At 60.5% G+C, this 26,598-nt stretch carries 27 protein-coding genes and 6 pseudogenes; 21 read left to right on the plus strand and 12 right to left on the minus strand.

The window, feature by feature from the left end; all coding sequences use genetic code 11:
• Window positions 1-297: 297 nt before the first annotated feature.
• Genes ABVK50_RS31720 through ABVK50_RS31735 form a run of 4 tightly spaced genes read right to left on the minus strand, consistent with a single transcriptional unit; the run spans window position 298 to window position 5,304 of the window.
• Window positions 298-1,326: a Gfo/Idh/MocA family oxidoreductase gene (locus tag ABVK50_RS31720; RefSeq protein WP_353646299.1), complete on the minus strand. Its 1,029-nt coding sequence runs from the start codon at window positions 1,324-1,326 to the stop codon at window positions 298-300.
• Window positions 1,323-2,351 (minus strand): Gfo/Idh/MocA family oxidoreductase, encoded by a 1,029-nt coding sequence (locus ABVK50_RS31725; RefSeq protein ID WP_353646300.1) that lies wholly within the window; start codon window positions 2,349-2,351, stop codon window positions 1,323-1,325. Before ABVK50_RS31725 ends, ABVK50_RS31720 begins: the two co-directional genes overlap by 4 nt.
• Window positions 2,352-2,390: 39 nt before the next feature.
• The gene (locus ABVK50_RS31730; RefSeq protein ID WP_353646301.1) at window positions 2,391-4,235 is read right to left on the minus strand and encodes a TRAP transporter large permease subunit; all 1,845 of its coding nucleotides are present in this window, start codon (window positions 4,233-4,235) and stop codon (window positions 2,391-2,393) included.
• Between the two features lie 40 nt (window positions 4,236-4,275).
• Window positions 4,276-5,304 carry a TRAP transporter substrate-binding protein gene (locus tag ABVK50_RS31735; RefSeq protein WP_353646302.1) on the minus strand — a complete coding sequence of 343 codons (1,029 nt, stop codon included), beginning with the start codon at window positions 5,302-5,304 and terminating at the stop codon, window positions 4,276-4,278.
• 170 nt (window positions 5,305-5,474) lie between these two features.
• Between ABVK50_RS31735 and ABVK50_RS31740 the strand changes: the two genes are divergently transcribed.
• From ABVK50_RS31740 to rpiB, 7 genes and pseudogenes are all read left to right on the plus strand, one after another.
• Window positions 5,475-6,194, plus strand: a complete 720-nt coding sequence (locus tag ABVK50_RS31740; RefSeq protein ID WP_353646303.1) for a GntR family transcriptional regulator — start codon at window positions 5,475-5,477, stop codon at window positions 6,192-6,194.
• Between the two features lie 163 nt (window positions 6,195-6,357).
• Window positions 6,358-7,183 (plus strand): annotated as a pseudogene (locus tag ABVK50_RS31745) (phytanoyl-CoA dioxygenase family protein).
• Window positions 7,184-7,442: 259 nt separating this feature from the next.
• On the plus strand, window positions 7,443-8,222 hold the full coding sequence (locus ABVK50_RS31750; RefSeq protein WP_353646899.1) for a FadR/GntR family transcriptional regulator: 780 nt from the start codon (window positions 7,443-7,445) through the stop codon (window positions 8,220-8,222).
• Window positions 8,219-9,208 carry a TRAP transporter substrate-binding protein gene (locus ABVK50_RS31755; RefSeq protein WP_353646304.1) on the plus strand — a complete coding sequence of 330 codons (990 nt, stop codon included), beginning with the start codon at window positions 8,219-8,221 and terminating at the stop codon, window positions 9,206-9,208. Before ABVK50_RS31750 ends, ABVK50_RS31755 begins: the two co-directional genes overlap by 4 nt.
• 62 nt (window positions 9,209-9,270) lie before the next feature.
• A complete protein-coding gene (locus tag ABVK50_RS31760) occupies window positions 9,271-9,738 on the plus strand; it encodes a TRAP transporter small permease (RefSeq protein WP_353646305.1) in 468 nt (155 codons plus the stop codon).
• A 9-nt stretch (window positions 9,739-9,747) separates the two neighbouring features.
• Window positions 9,748-11,022, plus strand: coding sequence for a TRAP transporter large permease (locus tag ABVK50_RS31765; RefSeq protein WP_353646306.1), 1,275 nt, complete (start codon window positions 9,748-9,750; stop codon window positions 11,020-11,022).
• A 30-nt stretch (window positions 11,023-11,052) separates the two neighbouring features.
• Window positions 11,053-11,499, plus strand: a complete 447-nt coding sequence (gene rpiB, locus ABVK50_RS31770; protein WP_353646307.1) for a ribose 5-phosphate isomerase B — start codon at window positions 11,053-11,055, stop codon at window positions 11,497-11,499.
• Window positions 11,500-11,510: 11 nt separating this feature from the next.
• On the opposite strand, the pseudogene ABVK50_RS31775 reads toward rpiB, so the two are convergent.
• A pseudogene (locus tag ABVK50_RS31775) lies at window positions 11,511-11,852 on the minus strand (hypothetical protein); the annotation flags it as partial.
• A 36-nt stretch (window positions 11,853-11,888) separates the two neighbouring features.
• Between ABVK50_RS31775 and ABVK50_RS31780 the strand changes: the two are divergent.
• Together ABVK50_RS31780 and ABVK50_RS31785 are read left to right on the plus strand one after the other, a co-directional pair.
• Window positions 11,889-12,785 carry a transglutaminase family protein gene (locus tag ABVK50_RS31780; RefSeq protein ID WP_353646308.1) on the plus strand — a complete coding sequence of 299 codons (897 nt, stop codon included), beginning with the start codon at window positions 11,889-11,891 and terminating at the stop codon, window positions 12,783-12,785.
• Between the two features lie 74 nt (window positions 12,786-12,859).
• Window positions 12,860-13,669, plus strand: coding sequence for a transglutaminase family protein (locus ABVK50_RS31785; RefSeq protein WP_353646900.1), 810 nt, complete (start codon window positions 12,860-12,862; stop codon window positions 13,667-13,669).
• Between the two features lie 664 nt (window positions 13,670-14,333).
• Here the strand turns inward: ABVK50_RS31785 and ABVK50_RS31790 are convergent.
• Window positions 14,334-14,774, minus strand: a complete 441-nt coding sequence (locus ABVK50_RS31790; RefSeq protein WP_353646309.1) for a diacylglycerol kinase — start codon at window positions 14,772-14,774, stop codon at window positions 14,334-14,336.
• 60 nt (window positions 14,775-14,834) lie between these two features.
• Here ABVK50_RS31790 and ABVK50_RS31795 point away from each other — a divergent pair, with 60 nt between their 5' ends.
• Together ABVK50_RS31795 and ABVK50_RS31800 are read left to right on the plus strand one after the other, a co-directional pair.
• Window positions 14,835-15,032 carry a hypothetical protein gene (locus ABVK50_RS31795; RefSeq protein ID WP_353646310.1) on the plus strand — a complete coding sequence of 66 codons (198 nt, stop codon included), beginning with the start codon at window positions 14,835-14,837 and terminating at the stop codon, window positions 15,030-15,032.
• An 801-nt stretch (window positions 15,033-15,833) separates the two neighbouring features.
• Entirely contained in the window at window positions 15,834-16,460 is a 627-nt protein-coding gene (locus ABVK50_RS31800; protein WP_353646311.1) for a LysE family translocator, read from the plus strand.
• A gap of 131 nt (window positions 16,461-16,591) precedes the next feature.
• On the opposite strand, the gene ABVK50_RS31805 is transcribed toward ABVK50_RS31800, so the two are convergent.
• Both ABVK50_RS31805 and ABVK50_RS31810 read right to left on the minus strand, forming a co-directional pair.
• Complete coding sequence (locus ABVK50_RS31805; protein ID WP_353646312.1) at window positions 16,592-16,795, minus strand: hypothetical protein; 204 nt, start codon at window positions 16,793-16,795, stop codon at window positions 16,592-16,594.
• On the minus strand, window positions 16,796-17,113 hold the full coding sequence (locus ABVK50_RS31810; protein WP_353647067.1) for a hypothetical protein: 318 nt from the start codon (window positions 17,111-17,113) through the stop codon (window positions 16,796-16,798).
• 27 nt (window positions 17,114-17,140) lie between these two features.
• On the opposite strand from ABVK50_RS31810, the pseudogene ABVK50_RS31815 reads away from it, so the two are divergent.
• The 3 genes and pseudogenes from ABVK50_RS31815 to ABVK50_RS31825 all read left to right on the plus strand — a co-directional run.
• Window positions 17,141-17,524 (plus strand): annotated as a pseudogene (locus ABVK50_RS31815) (alpha/beta fold hydrolase); the annotation flags it as partial.
• Between the two features lie 608 nt (window positions 17,525-18,132).
• Window positions 18,133-18,624 carry a YetF domain-containing protein gene (locus ABVK50_RS31820; RefSeq protein ID WP_353646314.1) on the plus strand — a complete coding sequence of 164 codons (492 nt, stop codon included), beginning with the start codon at window positions 18,133-18,135 and terminating at the stop codon, window positions 18,622-18,624.
• Window position 18,625: 1 nt separating this feature from the next.
• Window positions 18,626-19,057 (plus strand): DUF202 domain-containing protein, encoded by a 432-nt coding sequence (locus ABVK50_RS31825; RefSeq protein ID WP_353646315.1) that lies wholly within the window; start codon window positions 18,626-18,628, stop codon window positions 19,055-19,057.
• 438 nt (window positions 19,058-19,495) lie between these two features.
• On the opposite strand, the pseudogene ABVK50_RS31830 reads toward ABVK50_RS31825, so the two are convergent.
• The 3 genes and pseudogenes from ABVK50_RS31830 to ABVK50_RS31840 all read right to left on the minus strand — a co-directional run.
• A pseudogene (locus ABVK50_RS31830) lies at window positions 19,496-19,948 on the minus strand (YihY/virulence factor BrkB family protein); the annotation flags it as partial.
• Window positions 19,949-20,034: 86 nt separating this feature from the next.
• Window positions 20,035-20,286, minus strand: a complete 252-nt coding sequence (locus ABVK50_RS31835; RefSeq protein ID WP_353646316.1) for a DUF2285 domain-containing protein — start codon at window positions 20,284-20,286, stop codon at window positions 20,035-20,037.
• Window positions 20,287-20,483: 197 nt separating this feature from the next.
• Window positions 20,484-20,969 carry a DUF982 domain-containing protein gene (locus ABVK50_RS31840; protein ID WP_353646317.1) on the minus strand — a complete coding sequence of 162 codons (486 nt, stop codon included), beginning with the start codon at window positions 20,967-20,969 and terminating at the stop codon, window positions 20,484-20,486.
• A gap of 1,771 nt (window positions 20,970-22,740) precedes the next feature.
• Here ABVK50_RS31840 and ABVK50_RS31845 point away from each other — a divergent pair.
• The 5 genes and pseudogenes from ABVK50_RS31845 to ABVK50_RS31865 form a co-directional block, all read left to right on the plus strand.
• Window positions 22,741-23,070 carry a low affinity iron permease family protein gene (locus ABVK50_RS31845; RefSeq protein ID WP_353645114.1) on the plus strand — a complete coding sequence of 110 codons (330 nt, stop codon included), beginning with the start codon at window positions 22,741-22,743 and terminating at the stop codon, window positions 23,068-23,070.
• A 50-nt stretch (window positions 23,071-23,120) separates the two neighbouring features.
• Window positions 23,121-23,327, plus strand: a complete 207-nt coding sequence (locus ABVK50_RS31850) for a hypothetical protein (protein ID WP_353645113.1) — start codon at window positions 23,121-23,123, stop codon at window positions 23,325-23,327.
• Window positions 23,328-23,422: 95 nt separating this feature from the next.
• On the plus strand, window positions 23,423-23,608 hold the full coding sequence (locus ABVK50_RS31855) for a DUF3606 domain-containing protein (RefSeq protein WP_353646318.1): 186 nt from the start codon (window positions 23,423-23,425) through the stop codon (window positions 23,606-23,608).
• A 267-nt stretch (window positions 23,609-23,875) separates the two neighbouring features.
• Window positions 23,876-24,049, plus strand: a complete 174-nt coding sequence (locus tag ABVK50_RS31860; RefSeq protein WP_353646319.1) for a hypothetical protein — start codon at window positions 23,876-23,878, stop codon at window positions 24,047-24,049.
• A gap of 18 nt (window positions 24,050-24,067) precedes the next feature.
• Window positions 24,068-24,739, plus strand: a pseudogene (locus tag ABVK50_RS31865) (OsmC family protein); the annotation flags it as partial.
• A 389-nt stretch (window positions 24,740-25,128) separates the two neighbouring features.
• Here ABVK50_RS31865 and ABVK50_RS31870 read toward each other — a convergent pair.
• The gene (locus tag ABVK50_RS31870) at window positions 25,129-25,578 is read right to left on the minus strand and encodes a MucR family transcriptional regulator (protein WP_353646320.1); all 450 of its coding nucleotides are present in this window, start codon (window positions 25,576-25,578) and stop codon (window positions 25,129-25,131) included.
• Window positions 25,579-26,127: 549 nt separating this feature from the next.
• Between ABVK50_RS31870 and ABVK50_RS31875 the strand changes: the two genes are divergently transcribed.
• Window positions 26,128-26,334, plus strand: coding sequence for a hypothetical protein (locus ABVK50_RS31875; RefSeq protein WP_353646939.1), 207 nt, complete (start codon window positions 26,128-26,130; stop codon window positions 26,332-26,334).
• Window positions 26,335-26,359: 25 nt separating this feature from the next.
• Window positions 26,360-26,590: pseudogene (locus ABVK50_RS31880) on the plus strand (MbcA/ParS/Xre antitoxin family protein); the annotation flags it as partial.
• Between the last annotated feature and the right edge of the window lie 8 nt (window positions 26,591-26,598).

Below are 26,598 nucleotides of genomic sequence, written 5' to 3' on the forward strand. Positions count from 1 at the left end.
CAGCGCATTCCCGCTTGGGACGAATGCAAGGCGACAGTTGGTCAGCGCCAGCGCCGGATTCTCGGATCCAGGAAATCGCATCAGCAGGTGGCTTGAGCTCGGCCTCATCCACCACCTGGAAATCGGTGAGGTTCAAGACTCCTTGCTTTCCAGCGTCACCTTGCTGTGGCATGCGACGAACAAGCGTGCACTCGCAGACGTCTGGGGCAAATCTGGCGGGGATCGCCAAGCCCAGCATCATCGCCAATCCTGATCCGACTAAATCGAAAATATCCGCCAACAACTGACACGCGCCGATCAGTTCTCCAAGGCGTGTCGGAGTGTCGTAGCCTTTGCTTGTGCTTCAATGGCCAGTCGCGTGACCGTCAACGCGTGCTCTGCCGGCATGGCAGTAGACGTGCGTTCGCGCACGTCGTCCTGGAAGCGCGTGAAATAGCTCAGTGGCTCGGCCGAGGCGTCGATGTGGCGGGTGCTTTCTCGGTTCGAGATGAACAGATGGTCCGTCCCCGGCCGTCCGTCGATATCGACATATTTTCTCAGCTCGATGTAGCCCTCGGTGCCGAGCAGGAAGAGCCGCCCGTCGCCCCATGTCGGCAGGCTGTCCGAGGTGAACCAGTCGACGCGGATGAAGCCGCTGGCGCCCTTCCCCCTGAGCAGGATCTCGCCGAAATCCTCGAAGGCAGGCACGTCCGGCAGCGCATGGTTGGCGGTCGACGCCGCCACGATCTCTGCGTCGGACGATCGTGTGAAGAACAGGAACTGGTCAATCTGGTGCGAGGCGATATCGGTGAGTATGCCGCCATGGGTGGCGGGGTCGAAGAACCAGTCCGGCCGGATCGTGCGGTTCAGCCTGTGCGGGCCGAGCCCTGTCGTCTGCACCACGCGGCCGATTTCGCCCGCAGCTACCAGCCTTGCGGCCGCCTCGCAGGCGCGCACCACGAAGCGTTCGGAGAAGCAGATGGAGAAGATGCTGCCGGTCTCGCCGGCTACGCGCTCGATCTGCGCGACCTGCTCGCTCGTCACCGCGCCCGGCTTGTCCACCATCACGTCCTTGCCCGCCCGCATCGCCTTGATCGCGATGGCGGGCCGGTCGCGTGGAATGGCGGCCGAAACGATGAAGTCGATTGAGGGGTCGTCAATTAACCGTTCGCGGTCCATCGAACGCAGGGTGGGGAAGCGTTCGCGGAAACCTTCCAGCACGCGTGGGTCGCTGGTCTGCGGGCAATAGCCAACGCATGCCGCGCCGGCCGCGATATTCTCGCCCACCAGATGGTAAATGTGGCGGTGGTCGAGCCCCACCGCCGCGAAGCGCAGCTTACCGCTCATCGCGCGACCGTCACCGGTTTGCCGGCGCGCCCGGTCTCGATCAACGCGTCGATCAGGTGGTGCACCTTCAGCGCTTCCTCGCCGGTCACCTGCGGCTCTCGCCCGGTGCGGATGGCTTCGACGAAATCGGCCATGACGGCGCGGTGGTAGTCGTGGGGGAAGGCCATCGGGTCGGAGCCCGTACCGCCGGCGGAGCGGTCCGGCTCGATCGTGATCTTGCGGCCGTCATGGAACTGGACGAGCAATTCGGTACCGCGCAGCGCCGCCGTGCCCTTTTCGCAGGTCATCACGATCTCCTCCAGGAAGCCCGGATAGGCTGCCGTGGTGGCGTCGATCGTCCCGAACGCCCCGTTGGCGAAGCGCGCGGCTGCGCACACCATGTCCTCCGTCTCCATGCGATGCACGGGCGTCGTGGTGGCAAAGCCGGTCACTTCCGTGATCTGGCCCGCCAGAGAGAGCATCAGATCGAGCGTATGGATGCCCTGCGAGATCAGCACGCCGCCGCCGTCGCGCGCGAAGGAGCCGCGGCCCGGCTCGTCGTAGTAGCTCTGCGGCCGCCACAGTCGGATCACGGTCGAGCAGCCGACGATCGCGCCCAGTTCCCCGTCGCGCAGGATTTGGCGCAGCTCCAGCCCGGCCGGCCGGAAGCGGTGTTGCAGAACGATGCCGAGCTTGACGCCGGCCTTGCGGCAGCCCTCCACAAGACTCACCGCGCGCGCGGTGGTGATGTCGATGGGCTTCTCCATCAGCACGTGCTTGCCTGCGGCGGCGCAGGCGAGCCCGATGTTGCGATGCGTGTTGGCCGGCGAAAACACCGCCACCGCCTCCACGCTGTCGTCGTTGAGTATCGTGTCGAGGCTGTCGCAGAGCGGGAACGGGAACTTCTCGCCGAAAGCCTCGCGCCTGCCTTCACTGGGGCTGAAGGCGTGAACGACCTCCACCTCGCCGGAGAGATCCAGCAGACCTTTGGCGTGGGGCGTGACGGCCATGCCGAGGCCAATGATCGCGATGCGCGTCTTTGTCATGTTGCTGTCCTTCGGGTCACGCTTTTGATGGTCCGGGCCTTAAGGGCCGAACCAGGATACCGGCACGAGCGTCAGCGCCGGAACATAGCTTACCAGCAGCAGCACGGCGATCAGCGCGAGCACGAACGGAACCACCGCCCGGAATGTCTCCGTCTGGTTTGCCTTGCCCACGCGCGCGGTGGTGAACACCAACACGCCGAGCGGCGGCGTCAGCGCACCGATGACGAGGCTGATGACGATGACCACCCCGAAGTGAATCGGGTCCATGCCGGCGGCCACAACGAGAGGCACTAGAATCGGCACCAGGATGACCAGGGAGGCTATCATCTCCATGAAGAGCCCGACGATCATAAGGAACACGATCACCGCCAGCAGCAGCAGTGGCGGATGCGCCACCAGCAGCCCCAGCTCCTGGGCGATCTTCTGCGGCACCTGCTCGAACGCCAGCACCCATGCGAACGGCGCTGCCGCCGCGATGATGATGGCGATCACGATCGTGTCCAGCACGGATTCGCGGATTGCTGCCAACAGGTTCGACGGCGTCAGCTTGCGATAGAGAAAAAAGCCGCACAGCAGCGCGTAGACGAACGCGATCGCGCCGGCCTCCGTCGCTGTGAAGGCACCGAACCGCACTCCGCCGACAATGATCGCAGGCAGGATCAGTGCAGGAATAGCCAGTCCCAGAGACGACATGCGCTGGCGCAGCGTCGCCTTGGGGATGTCGCCGCCATAACCTCGCCTGCGCGACATGAAATAGACCATCAGCATAAGCGCGGCGGCCACGAGCAGGCCGGGCATGATCGTCGCCACGAAGAGCGCGCCCACCGACACCGAGGCAAGGGCGGCATAGATGATCAGGCCGAGGCTTGGCGGGATCAGGTTGGCGAGCGTCGCCGAAGCCGCAGTCAGCGCGGCGCTGAAGGCGCGGCTGTAACCGCGCTGAGCCATCTCCGGCACCATCAGTTTCGCTATGGTTGAGGCGTCCGCCGTCGACGAGCCCGAAATGCCCGCGAGCATCGTATTGGTAACGACGTTAGCCTGTCCCAGCCCGCCGCGCATATGGCCGACAAGCTGCATCGCCAGATCGACAAGACGCGGGGTGATGCCGCCGGCATTCATGACGGCCGCCGCCAGGATGAAGAACGGGATGGCGAGCAGGGTGAAGGAGTTCAGCGACGCCACCATGTTCTGCGAGATGGTGACAAGCAGAATCTGGCTGAAAGGAGCGAAGGCGGCAAAGGCTCCGAATGCCAGCGCGAAGGCCACCGGTACTCCAAGCACGATTCCGACGATACCGACGATCACCAGCACGATCGCGCTTCCGCTCTGGCCGTAGAACGATGAGGCGCCGTAGCGCACGGCGAAGTAGATCGCGACTCCGCCCGCCAGGACCGCCAGCCCCTGCAGAACCGTCCTGCCGGCTTTTGGCCAAGCGAGAAAGAAAAGATTGAGCAAACCGCCCACGGGCGCTGCGGCAAAGAAATACTTCATCGGCCACTGCAGGGCCGGCGAGGCCGAGATCGCGCGGCTGACATAGTCCCAGCCGTGGATGACCAGCATGATGCTCGCCGCCGCCATCACCGTGCGGTTGAACATCTCAAGCGTGGCCCGATGTCGTGGATTCAGCAGGCGCAGCAGCACGTCGATTGAAATGTGGGCGTCCCTGCCCGTGGCAACCGCCATGCCAAGGAATACCGCCCACGCGAAAACCCAGGTTGCAAACTCCTCTGGCCAGGGCAGGCCTGAATGGAAGCCGTAGCGCAGTACCACCTGAAGGCAGGCGACGCCGACGGCAGCCAGCATCAGGGCGATGCAGGCCGCTTCGAGGATACGGTCGATGATGCGCGCCAAGCCTGCCGGCGCGCTGTCGGACGCCGTAGCCACGGATGCGGCGTCCGTCTCTGTGACTCCCATAGCTACGGCCTCAGCCAAGAGCCCGAATGGCCATTATCATCTCGGCAGTCTCGGGGCTCTTGGACCCGAATTCGTTGAACAGCTTGGAGGTCTGCTCTTCCATCTTGGCGAGCTCTTCCTTCGGAAGCGCCTGCACCTGGATGCCGAGTCCCCTAAGCTTTTCGAGCGTGTCGGCAGCCATTGCCCGGTTCACCCGGCGCTGCTCGGCGAAGGCTTCCTTGGCCGAGGTGCGCACGAGGTCCTGCAGGTCCTGCGGCAGGCTGTCGAGCCAGGCGGCGTTCACGCGCACCGCCTTCGGCAGGAACCAGTGACCGGTGAGCGTCAGGTTCTTGGCCTGCTCGTGGAACTTGAAGCCTACGATCGAGAACACGTCCGAATCGATCGCGTCGATAATGCCGCTCGAAAGCGCCGAATACTGCTCCGAGTACGGCAGCGGGGTGGGCGCCGCTCCGAGCAGCGTCCAAAAGTCGACCCAGACGCGCAGCTGCGGCACACGGATTTTGAGACCATTGAGGTCGGCCAGCGATGCGACCGGGCGTTTGGCGAGGATGTGGCGGAAGCCGGTTTCGCCGTAGGCGACGAATTCCACGCCGGTCTTGGCGCGGGCGATGTCGGAGCACTTCTGGCCGAGCTCGCCCTGCAGGACTCTGTCGACATGCTCCTCGTTCTTGTAGATGAAGCCGGGAGCCCCGCCAAAGGCCGCGATCTCGGGGGCGATGGCCTCCTCAGAGTCGGGGCCGGCGGTGGTCACCTGGATGGTGCCGATGCGGCTGCCCTCTAGCGCCTCGGCGAGACCGCCGAGCTGCGCTGCCGGAAAGTGCTGTGCGTCGATGCGGCCGCCGCTCTTCTCGTTCAGGACTTTTGCCCATGCGTCGAAGGCGTTGGTGATCGGCGTGCCGATACCCTCGGTATGGGCGATTTTGCAGACGAACTTCTCCTCCTGCGCGAACGAGCTGCGGATGAAAGCGGGCGCAGCGAGCGCGGCGGGACCAACCGCCAGAAAGCTGCGGCGCGTGATGGGAATTTTAGGGAATTTCATTGGTTCCTCCTCCTGTTGGGATTTGAGTGCAGGCTACCGCCTTCCTCCTTGCGGTATGGCACCATACCGGTAGGATACAGGCCGAACCAGCGATGACAAGAGACTTTGGTAGGACCAGTTGCGTCCCACCATCTATACAAGCGCAATCGATGAGAAGGACGGAATTGTCGATGGACCTGCCGCTGAAGGTTAGGGAGCCGATCGCGCCGCAACTTGTAGCCGCGCTTCGCCAAGGCATCGCGGAGTTAAAGCTCAGGCCCGGCGAGGCGCTATCGGAGAAAGACGTCGCGGCCCGTTTCGGCGTCAGCCGCCAGCCGGTGCGCGAGGCTTTCATCAAGCTTTCCGAGGCGGGCCTCGTCGAGATCAGACCGAGCCGCGGCACCTACGTAATGAAAATTTCCGTTCGCGAGCTCGCGAATGCGCGCTTCGTGCGGGAGGCGATTGAGTGCGATATCACCCGCAATGCCAGCCGCCTTGCCGGCCCCATGCACATCGACATCCTGCGCGACCTGATCGACCGTCAGCGCGCCGCCGCCGCCGGAAACGATTACCGCGTCTTCAACGACCACGACGAAGCCTTCCACCGTGCCATCGCCGACATCATCGACTGCGACTACGCATGGCGGATCGTGGAGAGCGCGCGGGTGCAGACCGACCGTGTTCGCTTCCTCAGCCTGCCCGCCGCGTCGCCATTGCCGCTCCTTATCCGCCAGCACGAAGCGATCGTGGATAAGCTCGCCACGAACGATCCCGAAGGCGCGGAGGATGCGATGCGGCGCCACCTGCGCGAGATCCTCGTCGCGCTGCCGCAGATTGCGGAGGCTCATCCAGACCTTTTTTCCGATACCGAATTGCCGGCGCATACGATCGGCCTCGTTCCGCAAGACTGACCGCCACATAAAAAGGGCGGCCCGCCACTCGCGGACGCATGCTTGGTGAAACCTCCGATCCGAAACCCGATGGCCGGCAGCTGCCGCAACTGCTACCCGCCGCCGACAACCTCTCGGCGCCGCCTTGTCGGCCTGCTACATCAGTGCGATCGAGGATTTGAACATGCAGGGGCAGGATAAAGTCGACGTCGCTGACGATTTCGAAACCCTGCTGCGCGACGGCATTGTCGGGCTCAAGGGCGCCTTTTCGCTCAACTGGGCCGAGGCCATGCGAGAGGACATGATGACCGCGTTCTGGGACGCGATCCAGCGGCCAGCCGGAGCAGTCGGCCGCGGGCCGCGCCGCAGGTATTTCGAGATCCATCCAGAGCAGTTCGGCGGGTTTGTCGAACTCACCACTCATCCTTGGGTCGTGGCAATGTGCGAGGCGACGCTCGGCCCGGACTACCAGATCGTCGAGATCGGCTTTGACACACCGTTCCAGTGAGCGAAGAACCAGCCTTGGCACCGCGATTTCCCGTCGCCGGCCGACACATATCAGGACCGCCGGATCACCTCCCTCGCCTTCAATTTGACCAGTGTCGACCTAACGCCTGACATGGGTCCGTTCGAAATTTCTCCCGGAACGCAATATGTGGACGGGCGGGAATGGAAACATGAGATGTTCCCGCCGCAGGAGATCTGGCCGCAATTCGCCGAGAAGGGAGTGCGAAAATACCCGCAGATGGGTGACATCTCATGCCGATCGGCGCTCGCGGTGCACCGCGGCACCGCACACCCCTCCCCGGTCGCACGGCCGGTCCTCGTATTAGGGGTCGATGCCCCGGGCGCCGGCCACGCAGCGCTGCACGACATGATGGTGACGAAGATGTACCACGACGAGCTGCCCGGCGCAGATGCGCGACCATCTCGTCTGCCGCGTCGTCGACGAACTCGTGCCCGTAACTCAGAAGCACGACATTGAAGGTCTTGTGATGGGATCGGAATAGCCCACAGAAACCCTTCTCACGTTCCATCTGGTCGGCGACGAGGCAGGCATGTGGTGCAGCCCGTAAGCGGCCTCGACTATTGCCTTCGCTCTAGCGCCCGCCGGCAGGTCAGTTCGCGCTCTGTGATCTCGACGGCTTTGTAGTGGCCTATCACCCTCAGTGGTCATACCACTCAAGGGAGGCAATTCATATTCTGATTTCCTATCGATTGACTCGTGTTCTTCTCGCGTGCTTAATTGGTCTTACCACTGGAGAGCATATGAGAGCTGGCTTGGATCAGGAGGAACCCCGAGACCCCGCTAACGGGGCACAACGGGTCTTTGCGGCCCTGCGGGAGAGGCTTTTGGCGGGCGATCTGAAGTCGGGCGAACGCCTTCCCGCTGAACGCGAGCTCGCTCTGTCACTGGGCATCAGCCGCCCAATCCTGCGCGAGGCACTGCGATCGCTCGCAATGCTGGGTTTTCTCGAGATACGTCATGGCAGCGGCGCCTATGTTCGCAATCCGGATATTGCGACCCTCGGCGATTTCCTGACCTTCTGCATGGCCCAGCAGCCTGATGTGCTGGACGACGTGATCCAGGCCCGCATTGCGATCGAGTGCCAGGCTATCCGGCTGGCCTGCGAACAAGCGAGCGAGGCTGACCTCAATCGCATAGCAGCCAGCTTTACATCCTTGATGGAGACGCTCGACGACCCGGTTCTTGGCGGCAAGGCGGATTATGAATTCCACCTCGGCATTGTCAAAGCCAGCCGCAGCGCGGCGCTCCTGACCCTTTACCGCGCCATCAGCCCCTTGCTCATGCAATCGCACGTCCAGCGTCGACGCATCACCGCGCCGGGCATCCGCAACTATCTCGTCGACGCACATCGCGAGGTGTTCCTGTCCATTGTCGACCGCAAGCCCGATGAGGCGGAAAAGCGCCTGCGTGAACATTTCACCATCGGCGATGAATATCGCCGCAAGAGCCTTATTGCCGAATACCGGCAGCTAAAGGCCGAAACCACAAGCAATCAACAAACGGGAGAAACGAACCAATGAGACATCTACTTGTATCCACCTTGGCCGGCGTGGCGGCGCTTGCCTTCTCGCTATCGGCCGCGACATCGCAGGAATTGCGCTACGCGCATGTCGGATCCGAAGGCGATATCCAGACGCGATATGCCACCGAAGCGGCAGACGCGATCAAGGCGGCAACCGATGGTCGCGTCAGCGTCCAGGTATTCCCGGCGAGCCAACTCGGCGGCGTCGCCGAGTTGGTCGACGGCGTGCGCATGGGCTCGATTTCTCTAGGCCACCATGACTTCGCCTCACTGGCCCGCATCGTTCCTGAAGTGGCCGTTTTCAACGCGCCGTTCGTCTATCGCGACGGCGCCCATGCCCTTGCCGCCACCGATCCGAACAGCTCGGCAGCCTTGAAAGAGATCAACGAAAAACTCGTCGCGGAGGGCGGTGTCCGTGTCATCGGCCGTATCTATCGCGGCGCACGCCACATCTCCAGCAACTTCCCTGTCAAAACGCCCGCCGACCTGAACGGTAAGCCCTTCCGCGCCGTGCCGCTGGAGCTTTGGGTATCGATGGTCAAGGGCTTCGGGGCAATTCCTACGCCTGTCGAGGTCTCTGAATTGCCGACGGCCCTGATGACGGGCGTCGTGGTGGGACAGGAAAACCCGCTTACAATGATCGCTGCTAACAATTTGAATGAGGTGCAGTCACACCTGTCCCTCACCGGCCACATGCATGCGGTCCTGGCCGTCTTCATCAACGAGGAGGTCTGGCAAAGCCTTTCTGAAGAAGACCGCTCCGCTATCGCCAAGGTGCTCGACGACAAGGCCAAGGAATCGCTGCAATGGGCGACGGAATCTGAGGATCAGCTGATCGCCGATCTTAAAGGCCGCGGCATGACATTTATCACCGAGGCCGACGGCCTTGACCTGGCGGCATTCCGCAAGGGCGTGAGCGCGCAGATTTCTACCGACTTTCCTGCCTTTGCGCCGCTGATCGAGCAGATCGAGGCAATCAAGTAGATTGATGAGGGCCCGTCAGCCGGGCCCGCATCTGTCCGCAACTTAGGGAGGCAGAACGGTCCATGCGCATTCCAGTTAGGGTTCTGTCAGCCGCAACTGTGTTGCTACTGGCTGGCATTGTGCTGGTGCCGATAGCACAGGTGGTCATGCGCGGCGTCTTCGGCCTGCCTTTCGTCGGCGCCGAGGAACTGACTCGCTTCCTGCTGATCTGCCTGATCTTCGTCGGCTACCCGCTGGTGGTCGAGACAGGCGAGAATATCGTAATGGGCGAGATTAAGAGCTCGCTTCCGACGAGGCTGCGAAACGTCATCAACTTGGCCATTTCGATTTCCGCAGTAGGCGTGACGCTGTTCCTCGCCTATGTCACCTGGGCGAATATTTTCAAGAACCTGAACAACACCACGCCGACGCTGGGTATCCCGTTCTGGATCTTCCTTTCCGCGACGCTATTCGGCTTTGCCGGAGCGGCGGTTGTCCACCTGGTGCACCTGCGCAAGCCGCCGCAGGCAGACACCAACATCTCCGTTTAAGGTCGGCTCATGGGTTTTCTCGTCGTAGCCGCCTTCATGGCTCTTTTCCTGCTCGGCTTCCCGGTGGTCTATGCGATCCTGCTTCCGTCGATCGCCTATGTTCTCATTGAGGGCTTGCCCTATGGCCTGCTGACGCAGCGCATCACCTATGCGCTGGACAGTTTTCCGCTTGTTGCCGTGCCGCTGTTCATCTTCGTCGGCAATTTGATGAACCTAAGCGGCATCACCGACCGCATCTTCCGCTTCGCCTATACGCTGGTCGGCCGCATGCCGGGTGGACTGGCGCAGGTGAATGTCTTCGGTAGCCTGGTCTTCTCAGGCATGTCCGGCGCGGCTCTGGCCGATATAGGCGGCCTTGGGCGCATCGAGATCGACGCGATGAAGAAGCGCGGCTTTCCCCCATCCTTCGCGGGCGCCGTAACCGCCTCTTCTGCGACGATCGGGCCGATCTTTCCGCCCAGCATTCCACTCATCGTCTACGGCTCGGTGACCAGCGTCTCGATCGTGCAGCTGCTGATCGCGGGCATCATGCCTGCGCTGATGTGCACAGCTTTGCTGATGCTGACCGTGCTGGTGGTGGCCATCTTCCACAAGCATCCACGCGCCGAGCGCTGGCCGACGCCGGGCGAGATCATCCGGGACATCGCGCCGGCGCTGCCGGCGATAATCGCACCGGTGTTGATGGTAGGCGGCATGATGGCCGGCGCCTTCACGCCGACGGAAGCGGCAGCGGTTACGGCAGGATATGTCGTGGTGATCAGCGCCGTGATCTATCGCGAACTGACGCTCATGCATCTGTGGAACTCCGCCGTACTTACGGTGCGCAGCTCAAGCGCTATCCTGATCATCGTGGCGGCGGCTGCTCTGTTCGGCTGGATCCTCGCAGTCGAGCAGGTGCCACAGGCATTCGCCGCCACCGTTTTAAGCTGGTCCAGCGACCCCTTGATGCTTCTGATAATCGCCAACCTGATCTATTTTATCGCCGGCATGTTCCTGGACAGCACCACCGCAACGCTGCTGCTCGTTCCGATCATCGCGCCGCCCCTCGTTGCTGCCGGTGTTGATCCGGTGCATCTGGGAATCGTCACCATCTTCAATCTCATGATAGGCCTGCTCACACCGCCCATGGGTCTCTCGCTGTTCCTCGTCTCGAGCATCGCGCAAGTGTCGCTGCGCTCGCTGGTCAAGGCGCTGCTTCCTTTTTACGTGCCGCTATTGGGAACACTGGCCATCCTCACCTTCGTGGAAGATCTCACGCTATGGCTTCCGCGGATGATCCGCTAAAGCCTGACCGTTCAATCAAGGAGTTCTGCAATGCGACTAGTCGTCGGATCCGATCACGCCGGTTTTGGCCTGAAATCTACGGTAGTCGATCACGTCCGGTCTCTCGGGCATGAAGTGATCGATGTAGGCTCCTATGATCCGAACCCCGTGGACTTCCCCGATGTCGCCCGCAAGGTGGCGGCGACAATAACCGAGCAAAGGGCTGACCGCGGATTGATGGTATGTGGCACGGGCGTCGGAGCATCGATCGCGGCCAACAAGATGAAAGGCATCCGGGCCGCGGTTTGCCACGATGTCCATTCCGCCCATCAGTCTGTGGAGCACGACGACGTCAACATTATGTGTATCGGCGCGCAGATAGTCGGGCCTTGGCTCGCAAAGGATCTCATCACTGCATATTTGGAAGCCGAATTCTCGACCGATGAGGACTTCCGCCGTCGCGTGGCGAAACTGCACGAAATGGACGCTGAGGACTAGTGTCGCCAGTGCTAGGGCGAGTGTCTGTGCCAATCAAGGTGCGCTACGACCCTGCGCTCGCAGGACAATTGCAGGCGCAGCGCGGCGCAGCAGCGATGGTCCTCGAGGCCCTCACTCGCGTTCTGGCGGATAGCAGGCCGGTGGACTTCGACCCGCCACGACCAAGCCTCTGACGCGCGCGGACCTTCAAATATGAGCCGACCCGCAAGCCGCTAGTATAGGGGGGTCCATTGCCATTAGCCGGGCCGATGAACAGCGAACCTGTTGCGAAGCTTCAGCGACATGGCCTGTGGATCGAACGTGTGCACCTGAAGATGCTCCGCCGCGATGTGGTCTGAATAGGCGATCATTGTTGGCCCGGTGCGAGTGGTGGTTCATAGGTGTTCTTGATGCCGATTTTCTCTGTCAAGCATACGACTGTCTACCGCTACGCCAGACGGGTGAAGTTCGGCGAGCATCGGCTGATGTTCAGGCCCCGGGACAGCTATGATCAGCGGTTGCTCGATTCCGCCTTGCTGATCGATCCGGAGCCGAGCGAGGTGCGCTGGATCCACGACGTCTTCGGCAATTGCGTTGCGGTCGTCAGGTTCTCTCAACCCGCGAAAGAACTGATTTTCGACGCACGTATTCGTCTCGACCATACTTCGGATACACCTGACTTTCGCATGGATCCTGCGGCTCTCGAATATCCGTTCGCTTACGACCCGGACGAGTTGGCTGACCTGGCCCGCACAATTGAACGCCACTACCCCGATGAGCACGACGAAGTTGGAAAGTGGGCACGGCAGTTTGTCAGCGCGGGCGGTCGCACACAGACCGGCAAGCTGCTGATGACGCTTTGCTACGCGATTCACGAGAGCTTTGTGTATTCGCGTCGGATCGAGGCCGGAACCCAGCCGCCCCTGATCACGCTTCATCAGCGGCGGGGGACATGTCGAGACTTTGCGCTGTTCATGATGGAAACGGTTCGATCACTCGGGTTGGCGGCGCGGTTCGTGACCGGCTACATTTATGTTCCGAGCCGCGACAGCACCACAACGCTGGGCGGCGGGTCCACGCATGCATGGTGCCAAATCTATCTTCCTGGCGCTGGCTGGGTCGAGTTCGATCCCACAAACGGGATCGTCGGCAACCGGGACCTAATCAGGGTGGCCGTGGCTCGTGAGCCACATCAGGCAATCCCGCTCCACGGCAGCTATTCCGGCCGCGCTTCCGACGCTCTTGGAATGACGGTTCAAGTCAACGTGACAACTGAAGCCGCCGACGGGGTGACTTCGTCGGCATGATCCGACATCGGAACGTTTCACGCATGCCGGAGTTTGCTAATGCTTTGTCAATTCGAGCACCACCTGGAGTGTCGATGCGGATCCGAGCTGGCTACCATCTGACCTTCGAATGCCCGGCAGCGACGCCGATGTTGCTTGTCCTCGAAATTCATCCATCGCGACGCATCGATTTGCTAACGGAACAGATCATAAGCTTCGATCGCCCGATTGAACCGCGCCGCTATATTGATGGATTCGAAAACGCCTGCACACGCATCGAGGCGCCAGCGGGCTTGACCACGATTTCGACCGCCTTCGAAATCTATGACAGCGGCAAGCCCGATGTTGTCGCCTTAGATGCGGTCCAACACGACATCAAGGACCTGCCGGATGAGGTGCTCGTGTTCCTGCTCGGCAGCCGCTATTGCGACACCGATCGTCTCGGCGATTTCGCTTGGGCAAACTTTGCCAACACGCCACCGGGATGGCTTCGCGTGCAGGCAATCTGTGATTTCGTCCACAATCACATCGCGTTCAACTACCAGAATGCCGATCCTTTAAGGACGGCGCACGGCGGATATACCGACAAGACCGGTGTGTGCCGCGATTTCGCGCACCTCGCAATCACACTGTGCCGTTGCATGAACATTCCAGCCCGCTACTGCACGGGCTACCTCGGAGACATCGGGGTGCCGCCGGTGCCGGACCCGATGGATTTCAGCGCCTGGTTCGAAGTCTATCTCGGCGGACATTGGTTCACCTTCGATGCCCGCCACAACAAACCTCGCATTGGAAGGATATTGATGGCGACGGGCCGCGACGCGACCGATGTCGCGCTTTCCACGAGCTTTGGTGCATCGAGGCTGGCCCGATTCGAGGTAACTACTGAAGAGATCGCACATTGACGGGTAGAGCGGCCCCGTGGGCGTCCAGCGACTCGCGCGAACGCCCGACTTCATCGGCAAATAGGCCCGCTTCCGAATAATGGGTCCCTTGGCGCGGGCTCTCAGCCGAAGACGCACCGGCCATTTGCGCAAAGAGCGCCATTTGACCAATGTTCGTTATGCGGACCAGTGAGATGACGGTCGTCCGGTGTCTCCTTGAGAATCCCGGCTTCGGTCGAACAGCCCTTGTGTGCGCTCTTCTTCGGACGCGCGAAACAGAAGGATTGCCGCGGCGCGACCGCGGGAATTGGGCACTTGGTCGGGATTCCAACCGGAGCATCCGGCGACCGCTGTCTCGCCGGCCTCGTCCCAAATGGTGCAGATCACCAGTTCGGCCTTCGGACCCTTGCCGACAAAATCGGAAAATATCCCGGGCTATGGAGTCGATGTGTTTGACGGCGTCTATTCCCTCTTGGCGCTCCATGTGTCGGATGCAATCGAGCGGTGAGGGAGATGCGGCGTGCCCCCTGCGACCCGGCGGTACCGCCGCAGCCACGGTCCGGGCTTACGGCGGTATGGCGGGTTGGCGCCTCCAATTTCAGATGTTCGGGCAAACTTTGCCTTTGCCCGAAAGCAGTCGGTTTGCCGAGCCTCCCAGCGGCAGCACCTCCGTTGCCATGGCCGGCTAACGCTGGACCTGCTCCACCGTTTCAGAGCGCTTCGAGGACTTGGGTGTAAGCCATTGAGGGTCGAACCAGCGGTCGGCGGGACCGTCGTAAGGCAACCGCGTGATATCCCAATGGCTGACATACGGCGCATAAACATCCCAGACAGACGGACCGCCGCCAATAAAGACGATGCGGCCTGCAAAGCGCTTGAACAGCTCCTCCGGGCCCATGCTTGAGCGCAAAACGAAGAGGTCGCGATCCGATCGCGCGAACGCTGGAACGCTGGAGATAGTTTTGGGCCCTGCGGCCAGCACGTGGCCTCTTGTGATTTCGAAGAACCGGGCGACGTCAGCCTTGTACTCCGGTGATCGATCACCCTCCCAAGGCAAATGCCCTTTGAGGCCCATCTGTCCCGACTGGCCGATGGCGCAGATCACTTTTACGACGGTCTCTTGCATCCGTGCTCCGAAATCGGCGGCCGGCGTTCTTATGACCTACGCCGCTTTTTCGGAACAACCATGCTCGACAATGAGTTCCTGCCGAAGGGAGATTTTTTGATGTCTGATCGCAAAAAGCCTGGGCCAAAAAAAGAACAGGACCATGAGCCTGAGGCGCACGATGAGGCGCCCGATAATCCGGTGCCGCTTGGTCCAGGCCCGTCGTTTGAACCCGACCCGGATCCGACACCTGACCCTCCGGATCTTCCTGGCGGGTGATGCCCGCCAACTAGGCAACGCCCCGTTAGTGGCGCGCCAGTTCCTCCGGGATTGCCCCGGTTCTGTTGCCATTGCGCCACCCGACGCGAATTTGCGGCTAGTTCTTCGACTTGATTCACTTACTTGCTGAAACTGCTCCCGGCTTCCAGAACTGCCGGTCGGCTACGCGCCTAATGTCGGCCGTAGAGGTCAGTTTTGCGGTTGCTCGGAAGCCGACATCGCCGACGACTAAGCTGTAAGTCGTCGTCACATTTGCGGAACTTCGGTACCTCAATGTCCCGCTACAACCACACTGCCGACGTGACACTGGTCCAACGCGAGATTTAGGGATGCTCAAAAGCGTTAGCTCGGTTATCAATGCGCATCCAAAGCTCAAAATGCACGGCGAGATTGTTGTTCGACTAGTGATTGTTATCGCGAGTGAAGCGGCTTGGCCGACCATTGCGTCCACGCCACCCTGGAGGCGGCGCGTGCAGTCAGATCCTCGTACGAGTCACATGCCGTCTCGAAGCGCCGTTTCATGGCGGGCAAGCGTGCAAGTAATACTTGAAGATCGGACATGAGGGTCGGGGCTCCCTGTGTGCAAGTTTGTACAGCTTCATCGCTGCAGCGCTCATTCGCAACGCTGTCGAACCAAAAGCGCAAGGCCGTTTTTTCGGTTCAACTCGCGGCCGCGACTAGGCTCGGGCATTCGTCTGCATGCACCGAACGCCCGGTCTTCAGGCTTGTCTTTAAAAACTGAATGTGGATTGCTGAAGTTACCGAAGTTACCGAAGTTGCCGAAGTTGGAGGGATTCCAGAGTGATCGACCAAGCTGCATTGATTACCTACTCGCTGATCGTCTTGGGGTTTGTCTTCATCCCCGGTCCCGCGACGCTGCTTACTGTTGCACGCGCAACTACCTCTGGTACGAAGGTTGGCATTGCCACCGGTGCGGGCATCACGGCCGGAGACATCATTCACACTATCATGGCTGTCGTCGGCATCTCGGCGATTGTAGCGACCTCCGCGACCTTGTTTAGCACAGTGAAATACCTCGGCGCTGCCTATCTGGTTTACCTTGGGTTCAAAGCGATTCTCGAGAAAGCACCGGTCGATCTTGGGCAGGGCCGGGTCCCGATCACGGCACCGCAGGCGTTTCGACAAGCGATCCTCGCCGAAGTCCTAAATCCAAAGACTGCACTCTTCTTCTTGGCATTTCTGCCGCAGTTTGTCGTACCCGATAATGGCTATGTCGTCGCACAGCTCACGGTTCTCGGAGTTGTGTTCGCGTTGATCGGTTTCTTCAGCACAATCGTCTATTCAGTTGTGGCGGGCGGTCTTGGTAACTTCCTGCGGCGCCACCCGATTGTGCTGAAATGGCAGAGCAAGATTGTCGGTGGCATTTACTGTGCGCTCGGGCTGCGCCTGGCCTTCCAAGAGCGATAAGCGGACCTTCGCCGGCGGGGCGTGCCCGCATCCTGCTCGACCAAGTGGACGTGGTGGGCGGCAAAGAACCACCTTTGCGGTAGTCTGCGCCGGGTACCAAGCGCCATCGGCGATCTCAGCGGATTGCGAGGTCAACGCCTGCCTTGGCTGACAGCGGTCCAACGAAATTCTTGAGCCAGCAGGTCTTCTGCTTGCGCACGAAGGCGAACGCTCGACATTGGCTGCTCGCAGGCAACATAGCAGCCGACGAAGTTACTGTTGCGCAGCCGCAAATAATCGCCTCCTGCCATGTCGCGACCCGCTGCAATAGTAAAGGTGGAGACGTTCGCATTCAATCAGACGTTCTTCGCCAATGACCAGAATCCCGTTTTTCGGCCATGCGCATTTCTCTCCTCAAGCGCGATCAGACCGTCCAGATCGTTGCGGGCTCTGGCGATGACCTGCCGAACGTCACACAATTGCGAGGCATCGCAATCATACGATCGACGCTTCTTGGCCTTCTGCGGGTTCCCGGATCCATTCTGCAGCGCAAGTAGCAACTGATCCCATCGCTCCAGCGATGGCTTCGGCAGATAAACGGCAAGCGCTTCCGCCACATCGATGAGGTAGCCATGGCTGCTTTCACCAAGGGCGGCCATGATCTGCTCGGGCAAAAGGTCTGCCTCATCGGGCCTCAGCTTTCCCTGTTCGAGCTGCTCAACACCGTCGAACCGCTCACGGATCCGACAGCGCATGGGGGGAACCCTGAGGATGCTTTCGACTTGGTTCTGCCGACGATGCCGGGCTACGGTGCTTTTCAAGCAAGCCAAAGGGCACGGGTTGGAATCCCGACCGCATCGCTCGCGCCTGGCCGAACTCATGACCCGCCTCGGCTACACCCACTATGTGGCCCAGGGAGGCGACTGGGGCGCGCCTATCTCCAGCGCGATGGGACGTCAGGCGCCGAAGGGGTTGCTCGGCATCCATATCAACTTGCCGGCAACAATCCCACCAGACGTGGCCGCTGCGCTCGCCGGCGGGGGCTAGCGCCGGCAGGCCTCAGCAAGAATGAGCACGCGGCATTCTACGTCGTCGGGAAACAGGCAAACCTTGACTTCGCCAACCCAATCAGAAGGAAGCCTGCTAGACCGGTCGGAACCCTTGCGGCCGCCTTTCGTTGGGCGTGGTGTAATCCAACATTGGAGTGCAGCAGCGATGGCCAATAATCCAGATACCAATGGCGACGATGGGCTTAGGCGCGAAATAGCTAACTTGCGGGCGGTGTTGGCCGAGCGCAAAGACGATTTGGTCGCAGCCGCTTCCCGCGGTGCCCACGCTGTTGTCACGCCTATCAAAGAGAACCCTGGTGTCGTCAGTTCCGTTTTCCTCCTGGGCGGGCTCGTTGGTTTGCTTCTCGGCTTGGCTATTGGCCAATCGGAACAGCGGTCGCGGCATTGGTACGACAGGTATCGGTGAGCCGCGCCTCGCGCACGCTTATGCAGTCAGCCAGCCAAAATTCTGTAGCAGCGATGCAGTCGACGTGCAGGCCGAGGTACGATCACCAGCCACTCCTGTTGCCTTCTGACCGACCGCGACCGTGAGCGGCGAAGTGTTTCGTCAGTGAAACTGCATACTGTCCTCAGACGTTGTCGACCAACAGATAAGCGTGGGCTCAAGGAAGAGAGCATCCGACATGGATTGGAGCGCCATGTTCTTCCAGGACTGGGAAGGCATCGTCCGCACCATCATTGTGGGCTGCATGGCCTATGCAGCCCTTGTGCTCTTCCTCCGCCTCTCGGGGAAAAGGACGTTGGCGAAGCTAAATGCCTTCGACCTCGTTGTAACCATTGCCTTAGGATCGACCTTGTCGGCGACGCTTCTTCAGGAATCTGTCGCGCTCGCCGAGGGAGCGATCGCTTTCGCCCTCCTGATCCTCTTGCAGCTCTTCGTCGCGTTCCTATCGGTGCGCTCCGGCAGGTTTGCAAAGCTCGTGCGCTCCGAACCTGCGCTTCTCGCAAGAGACGGCAGTTTTTGCACTGCCACAATGAGGCAAGAGCGCGTAACGGAAGACGAAGCGCTGAGCGCCATTCGCGCTTCCGGCGCCGCTGACGTAGCGTCTGTCGACTACGCCATACTGGAAACCGATGGCTCCATCAGCGTCGGGCTGAAGAAGGCCAGCGACTGACATGACGATGGCATCCAGCAACGATCGAACGGAGATGGCACAGGATCGCACCGCCTGGGCCGAAGATCGCACCATGCTTGCAAACGAACGAACCTTTGCCAGCTGGATGAGGACGGGACTTGCCTCGCTCGCCGTTGCGCTCGGCTTCCAAGCGCTATTCCGTTCGACCGATCCCACATGGTTCGCTAAGCTCGGCGCCAGTGTCTTCGTCGGACTGGCAATGGTTGTCTTCTGGTCCGCCCTATTGTCGGCATGGAAGGTGTTGAAGCGGCTCGATTCTCACGTCGCTTCTCCACCGAGTCGCCGTAGGCTACTTCTCATTACAATCTCAGCCACCGCGGGCGCTCTAACGCTTCTGCTGGCGCTGTTGGCTGCTTTAGGTCGTTGGGGACGGCTGGCGGCTTCCATGGGTACTGGGATATGCTCTATTTGAGCATGATGCAGAGCATCTCGCCGCTTGGAAAGTCGCAGCAGAAGTGCCATTCCAATGATGAGCGAGGTGGTCGTTTATCGAACAAGAACCGGGTGCCGCGTCTTCGGCCGGAGGACAACGAACAGGTTCTCCCAGCCCGGATTAACGAGCTGGCCACTCCGGGGTACCGACGGGCATGGTGCAACGCCGGTTCGTTCACATTTTCGGGCCAGAGAAGCCCGCCGGCGGAACAGCTGGGCATTGCTAGACCAGCAACTCTGAGCTGTTCTGCCAGTCCGAGCGCGCAACTGCTCCTCTTTTGCGGGCATGGCGGGATCACCTTGAGCCCGGCGTTAACCTCCTACCTCGCGACGCGGCGTATGGCTGAGGACAAGAGCTTTGTCACACCCGATCCAGCCGGCAACGTGCTCGCCTCTGGGAGTTCATCGCTGACATGAGTCACGGCTTCTCGGTCGATGACCTGCCGATCGTGTCGGCCATCCTCGCACCACGCGATCCGAGCGGCTGCGGCTCTCCGGTCGTGGTGTCCTTTGCGGTCTGGTGTTCCAGCTCGGCGTTGAGTTCGGCTCCAAAGAGCAGGATCATGACGGAAATCCAGACCCAGACCATGAAGCCGATTAGTGCGCCAAGGGTACCGTAGGTCGCGTTGTAGTTGGCGAAGTTCTCCAGGTAGAAGGAGAACGCCATCGACGAGGCTACCCAAACCACCGTTGCAATTCCGGAGCCCCAAGTGAGCCACCGCCATTGTGGGCGCTCACGGCTTGGACCAAAGCGGTAGATTAGCGAAATCGCTGTGGCGATAACGACTAGCAGGACTGGCCAGCGCAGCACGTTGACGAGAGTCTCCGCCCACCGGCCGAGGTTCAGGAACGCGAGCACGGCCGGCACTACCCGCGTCTGGCGCTACTCTGAAAGGGGTAGCGGGCGGGCTTTTTACGTTTTCAGGCCATCTTGTCTGAGGAAGTTGCAGCGGTTTGTCAGCCGGCGAACAGTTCCTTGTACCCTGTCGTGACAAGCCAGTTCGCCCGGTTGAGGTGGCTTCGAACCGCATTTCGGGCGCGCGCTGGTTCGCATGCCGGATCGATGCCGAGGATCAGACGAGCCATTTCCTCTTCGTTGGCGTTGTCGGCGGATGCGTCCAGGAGTCTCATGTAGATCGTGAAATGCTCTTTGTCGTAGCCCGTGAGGTCGTCCGCCCAAGGGACTTTTTCTATAGTTTCCAGCTTCATGACGAATCCGTGCTTGTTTGAGTGCCACAATAGCGAATGGGAACGATGAGGCGTTAGCGGACTTTTCGGTTTTAAACAGGAACAAATCTTTCGCCTGGTCAGTTGTGGAGTTTCCAAGGGGCTCTCCAACCACCCTTGAAGCTGAGAAACCCGCCGTTGCTTCCCCCAAGCTCGCGGCGGGTTTCTTGCGTCTAGGGCTACTCTGAAAGGGCTAAGGGTTTGGCGGCTATTGAGCCCGCCTTGTAGACGCGATCGACGTCGCCGACGAAGTTACCCGCTTCCTCAACGGCCAAGCGGAACGCCAGGCGAGCAGTCTCGGCATCGCCGCCGTCCAAAGCCACGACGCAGGCCTGCCGAGCCGCCCGAGCCTTGAGGCTGTGAATCCTGCCGTCCGGCCATTCGTAGAGCATCCAATCCAAGGCCTCGCGCGCGCTGCCGATATTAAAGACATCACCGGCTCGATGTCCATATACCGCAACCGCCTGGCCAAAAGGCATGTCGTCGGCCAGCTTCATCTTCTGCAGTTCCGGCGTCAGCGAATTCATCTCGCGGATCGCTTGGCTGTTGCGGGGCGCTTTCCCGAGCGCCGCGCCGAAGCGTCCGATTTCTTCGAATATTGCCATGGCAAATCTCGCTCGAATACTCACCGACATGGAACCTTCCGCACGGTGGCGGCGGATCAATGCGCCACCGATGTTTCAGGACGATTTCAGCGAAAAAGCCTTTTCGTTTCAAAGCTGAAACATTTGCTTGCAAACGAGATGCGGTCGCGACGACCCCAAGGATAGGCCCGGGCGCTCAGCAGTGAGGTCATGTGCCGACTGAAAAAGCGCTCCGCTTCGCGAGCTTTGAGCGGCTGGCCAGCCCAGCGCGACCGGCGGATACCCGACAAGTGGGGTGCGCTCGGCCAAGGCGCCGTCTCCCGGTACTGCGCGACTGGCCCGCTGCTTTCGAAAGGGGCGGCGGGCCCTTTGTGTTTGGGTGGAACACTTGGCGATAATGACACACCCGCCTCGCGATGGACCGTGAGGGGGAACAATCTGGACGAGCCCTCGTTTCGGGCGGATGCGGCGCTTTTATTGTGATCTCGAGACCAACGGACATGTCATTCCCGACAATGAAGGTACGGAACTCGCGGGAGTGACTTCAGCACGAGAGGAAGCCCTGGAGGCGCTAGCCTCCATGGTCCCGAGTGCCTTCGTCACTGGTGGTGATCGGCGGCATCTTGCGATCAATGTCCGCGATGAAGACGGCGGCCTAGTGTTGAAGGTTGTCCTGACATTGGAAACCATCTGGCCGCAGTGAAGAAATGCACGCCTGTGCGGCCCTTGCTCCGGAAGGCGCGCCGTCCTGCTGGAGTGCCGGCACATGCTCGATAACCCTCATTGAGCCCGCTGAAGGACCAATCCAATTCAGCCATACGCTCGATGCCTCAGCCAACGCGGTATTCCGCGCCGTCGAGAAGATCATCGGAAGAGAGCACGGCAAGCCCGCAGCCAGTCCAGCAGATGGCGCATGGGGTGAGCGGCTTCACAACCGTTCAGGAACTAATCGAACGGCCGGCATAAGCTGCACGCGTACTGCCACTATTCGCGCTGCCACGACAACCGGCGATCGACCTGTTGAAGCTGCACGATCGGCTTGGGCCGGATCATTAGGTCATGCACAACGACTTGGTGCCGAAGCTCAAATGCTCCAAGTGCGGCAGCAAGGAGATCGGTATGGACGCGGCAGCCGCACACCCATGATCCCGGGTCCAATCCGATGGCCGGCAGCTCCAGTCGGCACCGCTAATCCGCGCGGTAGATCAAAAGGAGTAGTAGTACGCCCTTAGGCGGACGGAACCGCCGCGGCAGTCGGGAGTTTTAGCCGCTCCAAGGTCCCCTCCTACGCCACAACCTTGGAAAAAAGCCCGCCGCTTATGCCCCTTCGCGGCGGGCATTTCTTGTGCCGACCGGTGCCACAACGACGGCTATTCTGGTTCTGTTCAGGCAAGCATCGCTCGCCCTTTGTCAGTCAGCCGATGATTTGGCCCGCTCGGTGCAATATCCCGCCCGGCTGAGGGACTTCATAAACCCTTTACCCAAGTCTCTGCCGCGTGGTTTTAGGCCCGGCGAGCATTTCTAAAACGGCGATTCCTGAATATGCGCGAAACGTGCAGCCTCTCCGCCGTGTGCGGATTCTTTGCAAAGGCGACTGTGGAGTGCCACGGCACGCCGAGGCCAGCAGGACCATTGATTGAAGACGGAGGACGTGATCAGGACCGGGCTCTATGCGAGATGCCGTCAGTGCGGGTACCAGGCGCGGGATAATTACAACTGGGAGCGGCTGAACTCGTAATTTCCCTGTCATGAATGCTTTATTCGCCCGCATTCCACGCCAGCCCTTGGATCGTCCCGAGCGGGTGGCCCGTCAGCCCGTGGAACCTGTCTCTGCTTTCCGCCGTTTCAGGGCATGGCTATTCGGACGATACAACAAACCCTCACCACCCTTGGAACAGTAGGGTCTCGACCTTGGGCCTTCGTCACGGTCTTGCTCTATGCCGCTGCATGGCTGTTGTTCCAGCCCGACAGCCTGGATATGCACGGGATTGCCACGCTGATGGTCTGGATGATGACCCTGTTCATACAGCGCGCGGAGTATCGGGACGGCCTAGCGACCCAAGCCAAGCTGGACGAACTGCTCGCGGCGCTCAGCACAGCTCGAAATGATCTCGCCCAGATTGACGAAGAAGAGCCTGAAGACATCGAACGTCACCGAGCTGCGGCGCGCGAGGGTGATTGATCTGCTGCCTCAAAAGGCGATACCTTCGGCGAGGCGGAAAGGGCACCATCATGGCTGACACACCTATGCCGGTTACCGGCTTCGCGCTCGATGCGGCGATGTCGGAAGATGGCCGGACCATGGTTGCTTTGCTCACTCTTCAGACCGGCGAATTGACCTTCGAGTTTGCTATCAATGACGACGGTGCGAAAGCAATGGTTGAGAACCTGCAGCAGTTTCTCGATATGGTGGAATCCAAAGGCGGCAGGGCGAACTGATCAGCAGAATTCATGCCGCTCAGCAGAGAGAGCGAGTTTGATTGACGGGATCGGCATGATTCGCGCTGATTGGGCCGCCAACAGGGAGGCCCGTCATGGCAGACAACAAATCGAAACGCGGCAAGCAGGATCGTGATCGGGTAGCTTCGAACCAGGTACGAGGTCATCATTTCCGCAGAAAGCACGACATCACGCTGGAGGGGGCCCACAAGATACTCGACAAGCACACCATGCGGGATGATGCCAACAAGGCGGCCCTCAAGCTGAAGAAGCGAACTTAATAGGTGCCAGCCCGGCGGCCCGCTCGCTTCCCACCCCGATTTGGGCGGTGGCATAGGGAGTTCAATGTCCAGCTATTCGGCCTTTCCGAATACCGCTTGCCACTTCCTGCCATCGACCTCACGGGCCTTAGCCTCGTGCGTCCGCCGGACTGACTACTGCTGTCGCCCTCCAGCTGCCGGGGGCCGCTCATTGCGCATGTCGTGGTCGCGATGGACAACCGGCGCGACGGTGACATATAGGCAACCCGCGGACAAATGGGGATCTATATGCGCAAACAATTGACGGCACTCATGAAGCGGCTCAAAGACGAACAGCAGAGACTGCTTTTCGCTGCTGCGGAATCGGCAACGCTGCCAAGCCTCAGCACGATTCAACGTGTGGCTGATCTTGAACTCAACATCGCCGCGATCGAGAACACATTAGCCGAATTGCCGTCCTGATCTGGTTGCGCGGGAGCCCTGAAGAAGCCGCTCCTCATCCTCCATGCACCCCTGTACCAGACAGTGGGAATCGAGAACGCCACTGAAATTTTCCGCGCGGCCAAGCATCCAAAAGCTTCGTTTCGCTGGACAAGGCCGACCATCTACTCACAGACCCTGAGGATGCGGCCTTTGCGGCGCGGGTGGTTTCGGTGGGGCTGACGCGCTATCTTGCAGCCGACGTATCACAGGGCATGGCGGCGGCGATTGAGCATATTCGGGCCACCGACGGGCGAAGGCAAGCTTCAGAATGCGGCCCAGGCGGGCAAGCACCGGCTTTTCGCCGATGAACCGGAAAGCGTGGGCGGGCTCGACACTGGACCCTCACCTTATGATTTCCTACCGATCGCGCTTGGCGCCTGTACCTCGATGACGCTGCGCCTTTATGCCGAGCACAAAAACTTGACGCTCGGGCGCATCAGCGTCGACATCTCGCATGCGAAAATGCATGCCAAGGACTGTCAGGAGTGCATCCAATCGGCATGTAGCGATGGCGCGAAGGTTGACTGTTTCGAGCGCGTAATTTTTGTCAACGGTGATGTCTCCGAGGAGCTTCACGGCAAGATCGCCGAAATTGCCGACAAATGCCGGGTTCATCGCACATTCGAGGCCGTGGCGAGGATAACGACCGTCGTCCGATTGGAAACTTAAGCGATTAGACACCCATTGTCTGTCGCCAACCAGTCCGACCAAGGGCTGGAACGATAAGAAACCTGGCAACGCCTGCTTAGTTCGCGAACATCGTGAACTGGACACGAACGCCCCGTTCCGACCGGCGGCGTAAACGGCAAAGTTCCGCCCGTTGTCTCACGCCATACGACGCAAGTTGATCCGAAGACGTCCTTCCTGCGACGCTGACCGAATAACCGCTTTCCGGGGCAAGGCAGCATGGATTACGGCAGGGATTGAAAAGTCGCCTGCGATCCGGTCGTCACGCGGATGGTGCGATCGCTCAAGCCGGAAGATGGCTGCTGGGCTAGCGGGAGGGTCAGTCAGACAACAGAAAGGCGGGCTCATCGCCCGCCTCTTCTTCTTTGTGATTAGGCGGCTTTGTTGCGGGCCCGCTTTACAGGTTCCGCTGCCTTCGGCTTGCGGCCGAGCCCCATTTTTTTGGCGAGTTCTGAACGTGCAGCCGCGTAGTTAGGTGCCACCATCGGATAGTCGGCAGGCAGGTTCCACTTCGCCCTGTATTCGTCAGGCGTCATCCCAAACGTCGTCTTCAAATGCCGTTTCAGGGATTTGAACTTCTTCCCGTCATCGAGGCAGACGATGTAATCTGCGGTCACCGATTTCTTGATGGGAACGGCGGGCGCAAGCTTTTCGGTTGGTTCCGTAGCCGAACCATTCGAAAGCCCAACCAAAGATTGATGGACCTGAGCGATCAGAGAAGGCAATTCCGAAACAGGGACCGGATTGTTTGAGACGTAGGCTGAGATCACATCGGCGGTCAATTCGATGGTGTCGGTGTTATCATTGAGATTGTCGTTCATCGAAATTTTTCCTCATATGGTTGAGCTCGCCCAGCGTGTAGATATTACTTGTCGGGAGGGATGCAACCCTAACCGAAGCGCTACGTAACGTGGTGGTCTAGTTGACGCGTTCCCCATCGACACCGAGCCACTGACTCCAGGGGCGCTCGGTTTGCCCAACTCGGGATGGGAAATCTGATCTTTCGCACTAAAGATGAACATGTTGGCTCGATGGGACAGAAGGCTCATCGGCTGCCCTGAACCCCGGTAATGCCACCCCTCTCGGTGAGCCTACTTGGATTGAACCAGCGGTCCGCCGGTCCATCATAGGGTAGCCGCGCAACATCCCAGTGGCTGACGAAGCGCGCATAGGCGTCCATACTGGCGGACCGCCACCGATGAAGACGACATGTCCGCCACAGCGCTGGAGCGTGTCGCCCGGATCGCTTCGCTATCGACTATATTCACCGCTCGAGGCCCAGGCGCAGCCGTGTGCGAGCCTCAACTTTTGGCGGTTCCCAAGCCATCCTTTGCAGAGAGCCGTTCACGATCGACTTCATAGCGGGCCAGATGCACACGCGGGCGGATCTGGAAGCGCTCCATGCGGATAACCTGAACTGGTTCCGCAGCCAGTTCCCCGCGTTGCAAGGGACCTATGCCGACGAACGACCCGGCGAGATTGTCCTGGAGATTTATGCACCCGAGGCCGAGGGCGTGGATGTCGCATCGCTCTCAGAAGCGCGGCCGAAAGCCGGTTGGGGGGCGCCGTTGCGTTAGAAATGGCCACCTCCAAACTGGTATCCGCAAAGATCGCATCGGGTCGGACAAAACGCAGCGACGCCTGCGCGAGATGGTCGAGATCGTCAACAAGGTCGAGCCGCGTTTTGGCTCCGCGCTGATGGCTTATGCTTGGTACCGGTCCGAACCACTGTCCGGCTTCTCCGGCCAAACCGCGATGCAACTGGTGCGCAGCGGCCGTGCTGACGAGGTGCTCGACTATATCGATGCGGTTGACGCTGGCATTCACGCCTAATCGTGCCG

Source organism: Mesorhizobium sp. WSM2240 (assembly GCF_040438645.1).
GTDB lineage: Bacteria > Pseudomonadota > Alphaproteobacteria > Rhizobiales > Rhizobiaceae > Allomesorhizobium.

What these genes read in the sequence shown, in the direction of transcription:
- ABVK50_RS31720 (WP_353646299.1), bottom strand. Translation starts at nt 1,326, where the DNA reads ATGAGCGGTAAGCTGCGCTTCGCGGCGGTGGGGCTCGACCACCGCCAC.
- ABVK50_RS31725 (WP_353646300.1), bottom strand. Translation starts at nt 2,351, where the DNA reads ATGACAAAGACGCGCATCGCGATCATTGGCCTCGGCATGGCCGTCACG.
- ABVK50_RS31735 (WP_353646302.1), bottom strand. Translation starts at nt 5,304, where the DNA reads ATGAAATTCCCTAAAATTCCCATCACGCGCCGCAGCTTTCTGGCGGTT.
- ABVK50_RS31740 (WP_353646303.1), top strand. Translation starts at nt 5,475, where the DNA reads ATGGACCTGCCGCTGAAGGTTAGGGAGCCGATCGCGCCGCAACTTGTA.
- ABVK50_RS31750 (WP_353646899.1), top strand. Translation starts at nt 7,443, where the DNA reads ATGAGAGCTGGCTTGGATCAGGAGGAACCCCGAGACCCCGCTAACGGG.
- ABVK50_RS31755 (WP_353646304.1), top strand. Translation starts at nt 8,219, where the DNA reads ATGAGACATCTACTTGTATCCACCTTGGCCGGCGTGGCGGCGCTTGCC.
- ABVK50_RS31760 (WP_353646305.1), top strand. Translation starts at nt 9,271, where the DNA reads ATGCGCATTCCAGTTAGGGTTCTGTCAGCCGCAACTGTGTTGCTACTG.
- ABVK50_RS31765 (WP_353646306.1), top strand. Translation starts at nt 9,748, where the DNA reads ATGGGTTTTCTCGTCGTAGCCGCCTTCATGGCTCTTTTCCTGCTCGGC.
- rpiB (WP_353646307.1), top strand. Translation starts at nt 11,053, where the DNA reads ATGCGACTAGTCGTCGGATCCGATCACGCCGGTTTTGGCCTGAAATCT.
- ABVK50_RS31780 (WP_353646308.1), top strand. Translation starts at nt 11,889, where the DNA reads ATGCCGATTTTCTCTGTCAAGCATACGACTGTCTACCGCTACGCCAGA.
- ABVK50_RS31785 (WP_353646900.1), top strand. Translation starts at nt 12,860, where the DNA reads ATGCGGATCCGAGCTGGCTACCATCTGACCTTCGAATGCCCGGCAGCG.
- ABVK50_RS31790 (WP_353646309.1), bottom strand. Translation starts at nt 14,774, where the DNA reads ATGCAAGAGACCGTCGTAAAAGTGATCTGCGCCATCGGCCAGTCGGGA.
- ABVK50_RS31795 (WP_353646310.1), top strand. Translation starts at nt 14,835, where the DNA reads ATGCTCGACAATGAGTTCCTGCCGAAGGGAGATTTTTTGATGTCTGAT.
- ABVK50_RS31820 (WP_353646314.1), top strand. Translation starts at nt 18,133, where the DNA reads ATGGATTGGAGCGCCATGTTCTTCCAGGACTGGGAAGGCATCGTCCGC.
- ABVK50_RS31825 (WP_353646315.1), top strand. Translation starts at nt 18,626, where the DNA reads ATGACGATGGCATCCAGCAACGATCGAACGGAGATGGCACAGGATCGC.
- ABVK50_RS31835 (WP_353646316.1), bottom strand. Translation starts at nt 20,286, where the DNA reads ATGAAGCTGGAAACTATAGAAAAAGTCCCTTGGGCGGACGACCTCACG.
- ABVK50_RS31845 (WP_353645114.1), top strand. Translation starts at nt 22,741, where the DNA reads ATGGCTATTCGGACGATACAACAAACCCTCACCACCCTTGGAACAGTA.
- ABVK50_RS31850 (WP_353645113.1), top strand. Translation starts at nt 23,121, where the DNA reads ATGGCTGACACACCTATGCCGGTTACCGGCTTCGCGCTCGATGCGGCG.
- ABVK50_RS31855 (WP_353646318.1), top strand. Translation starts at nt 23,423, where the DNA reads ATGGCAGACAACAAATCGAAACGCGGCAAGCAGGATCGTGATCGGGTA.
- ABVK50_RS31860 (WP_353646319.1), top strand. Translation starts at nt 23,876, where the DNA reads ATGCGCAAACAATTGACGGCACTCATGAAGCGGCTCAAAGACGAACAG.
- ABVK50_RS31870 (WP_353646320.1), bottom strand. Translation starts at nt 25,578, where the DNA reads ATGAACGACAATCTCAATGATAACACCGACACCATCGAATTGACCGCC.
- ABVK50_RS31875 (WP_353646939.1), top strand. Translation starts at nt 26,128, where the DNA reads ATGCACACGCGGGCGGATCTGGAAGCGCTCCATGCGGATAACCTGAAC.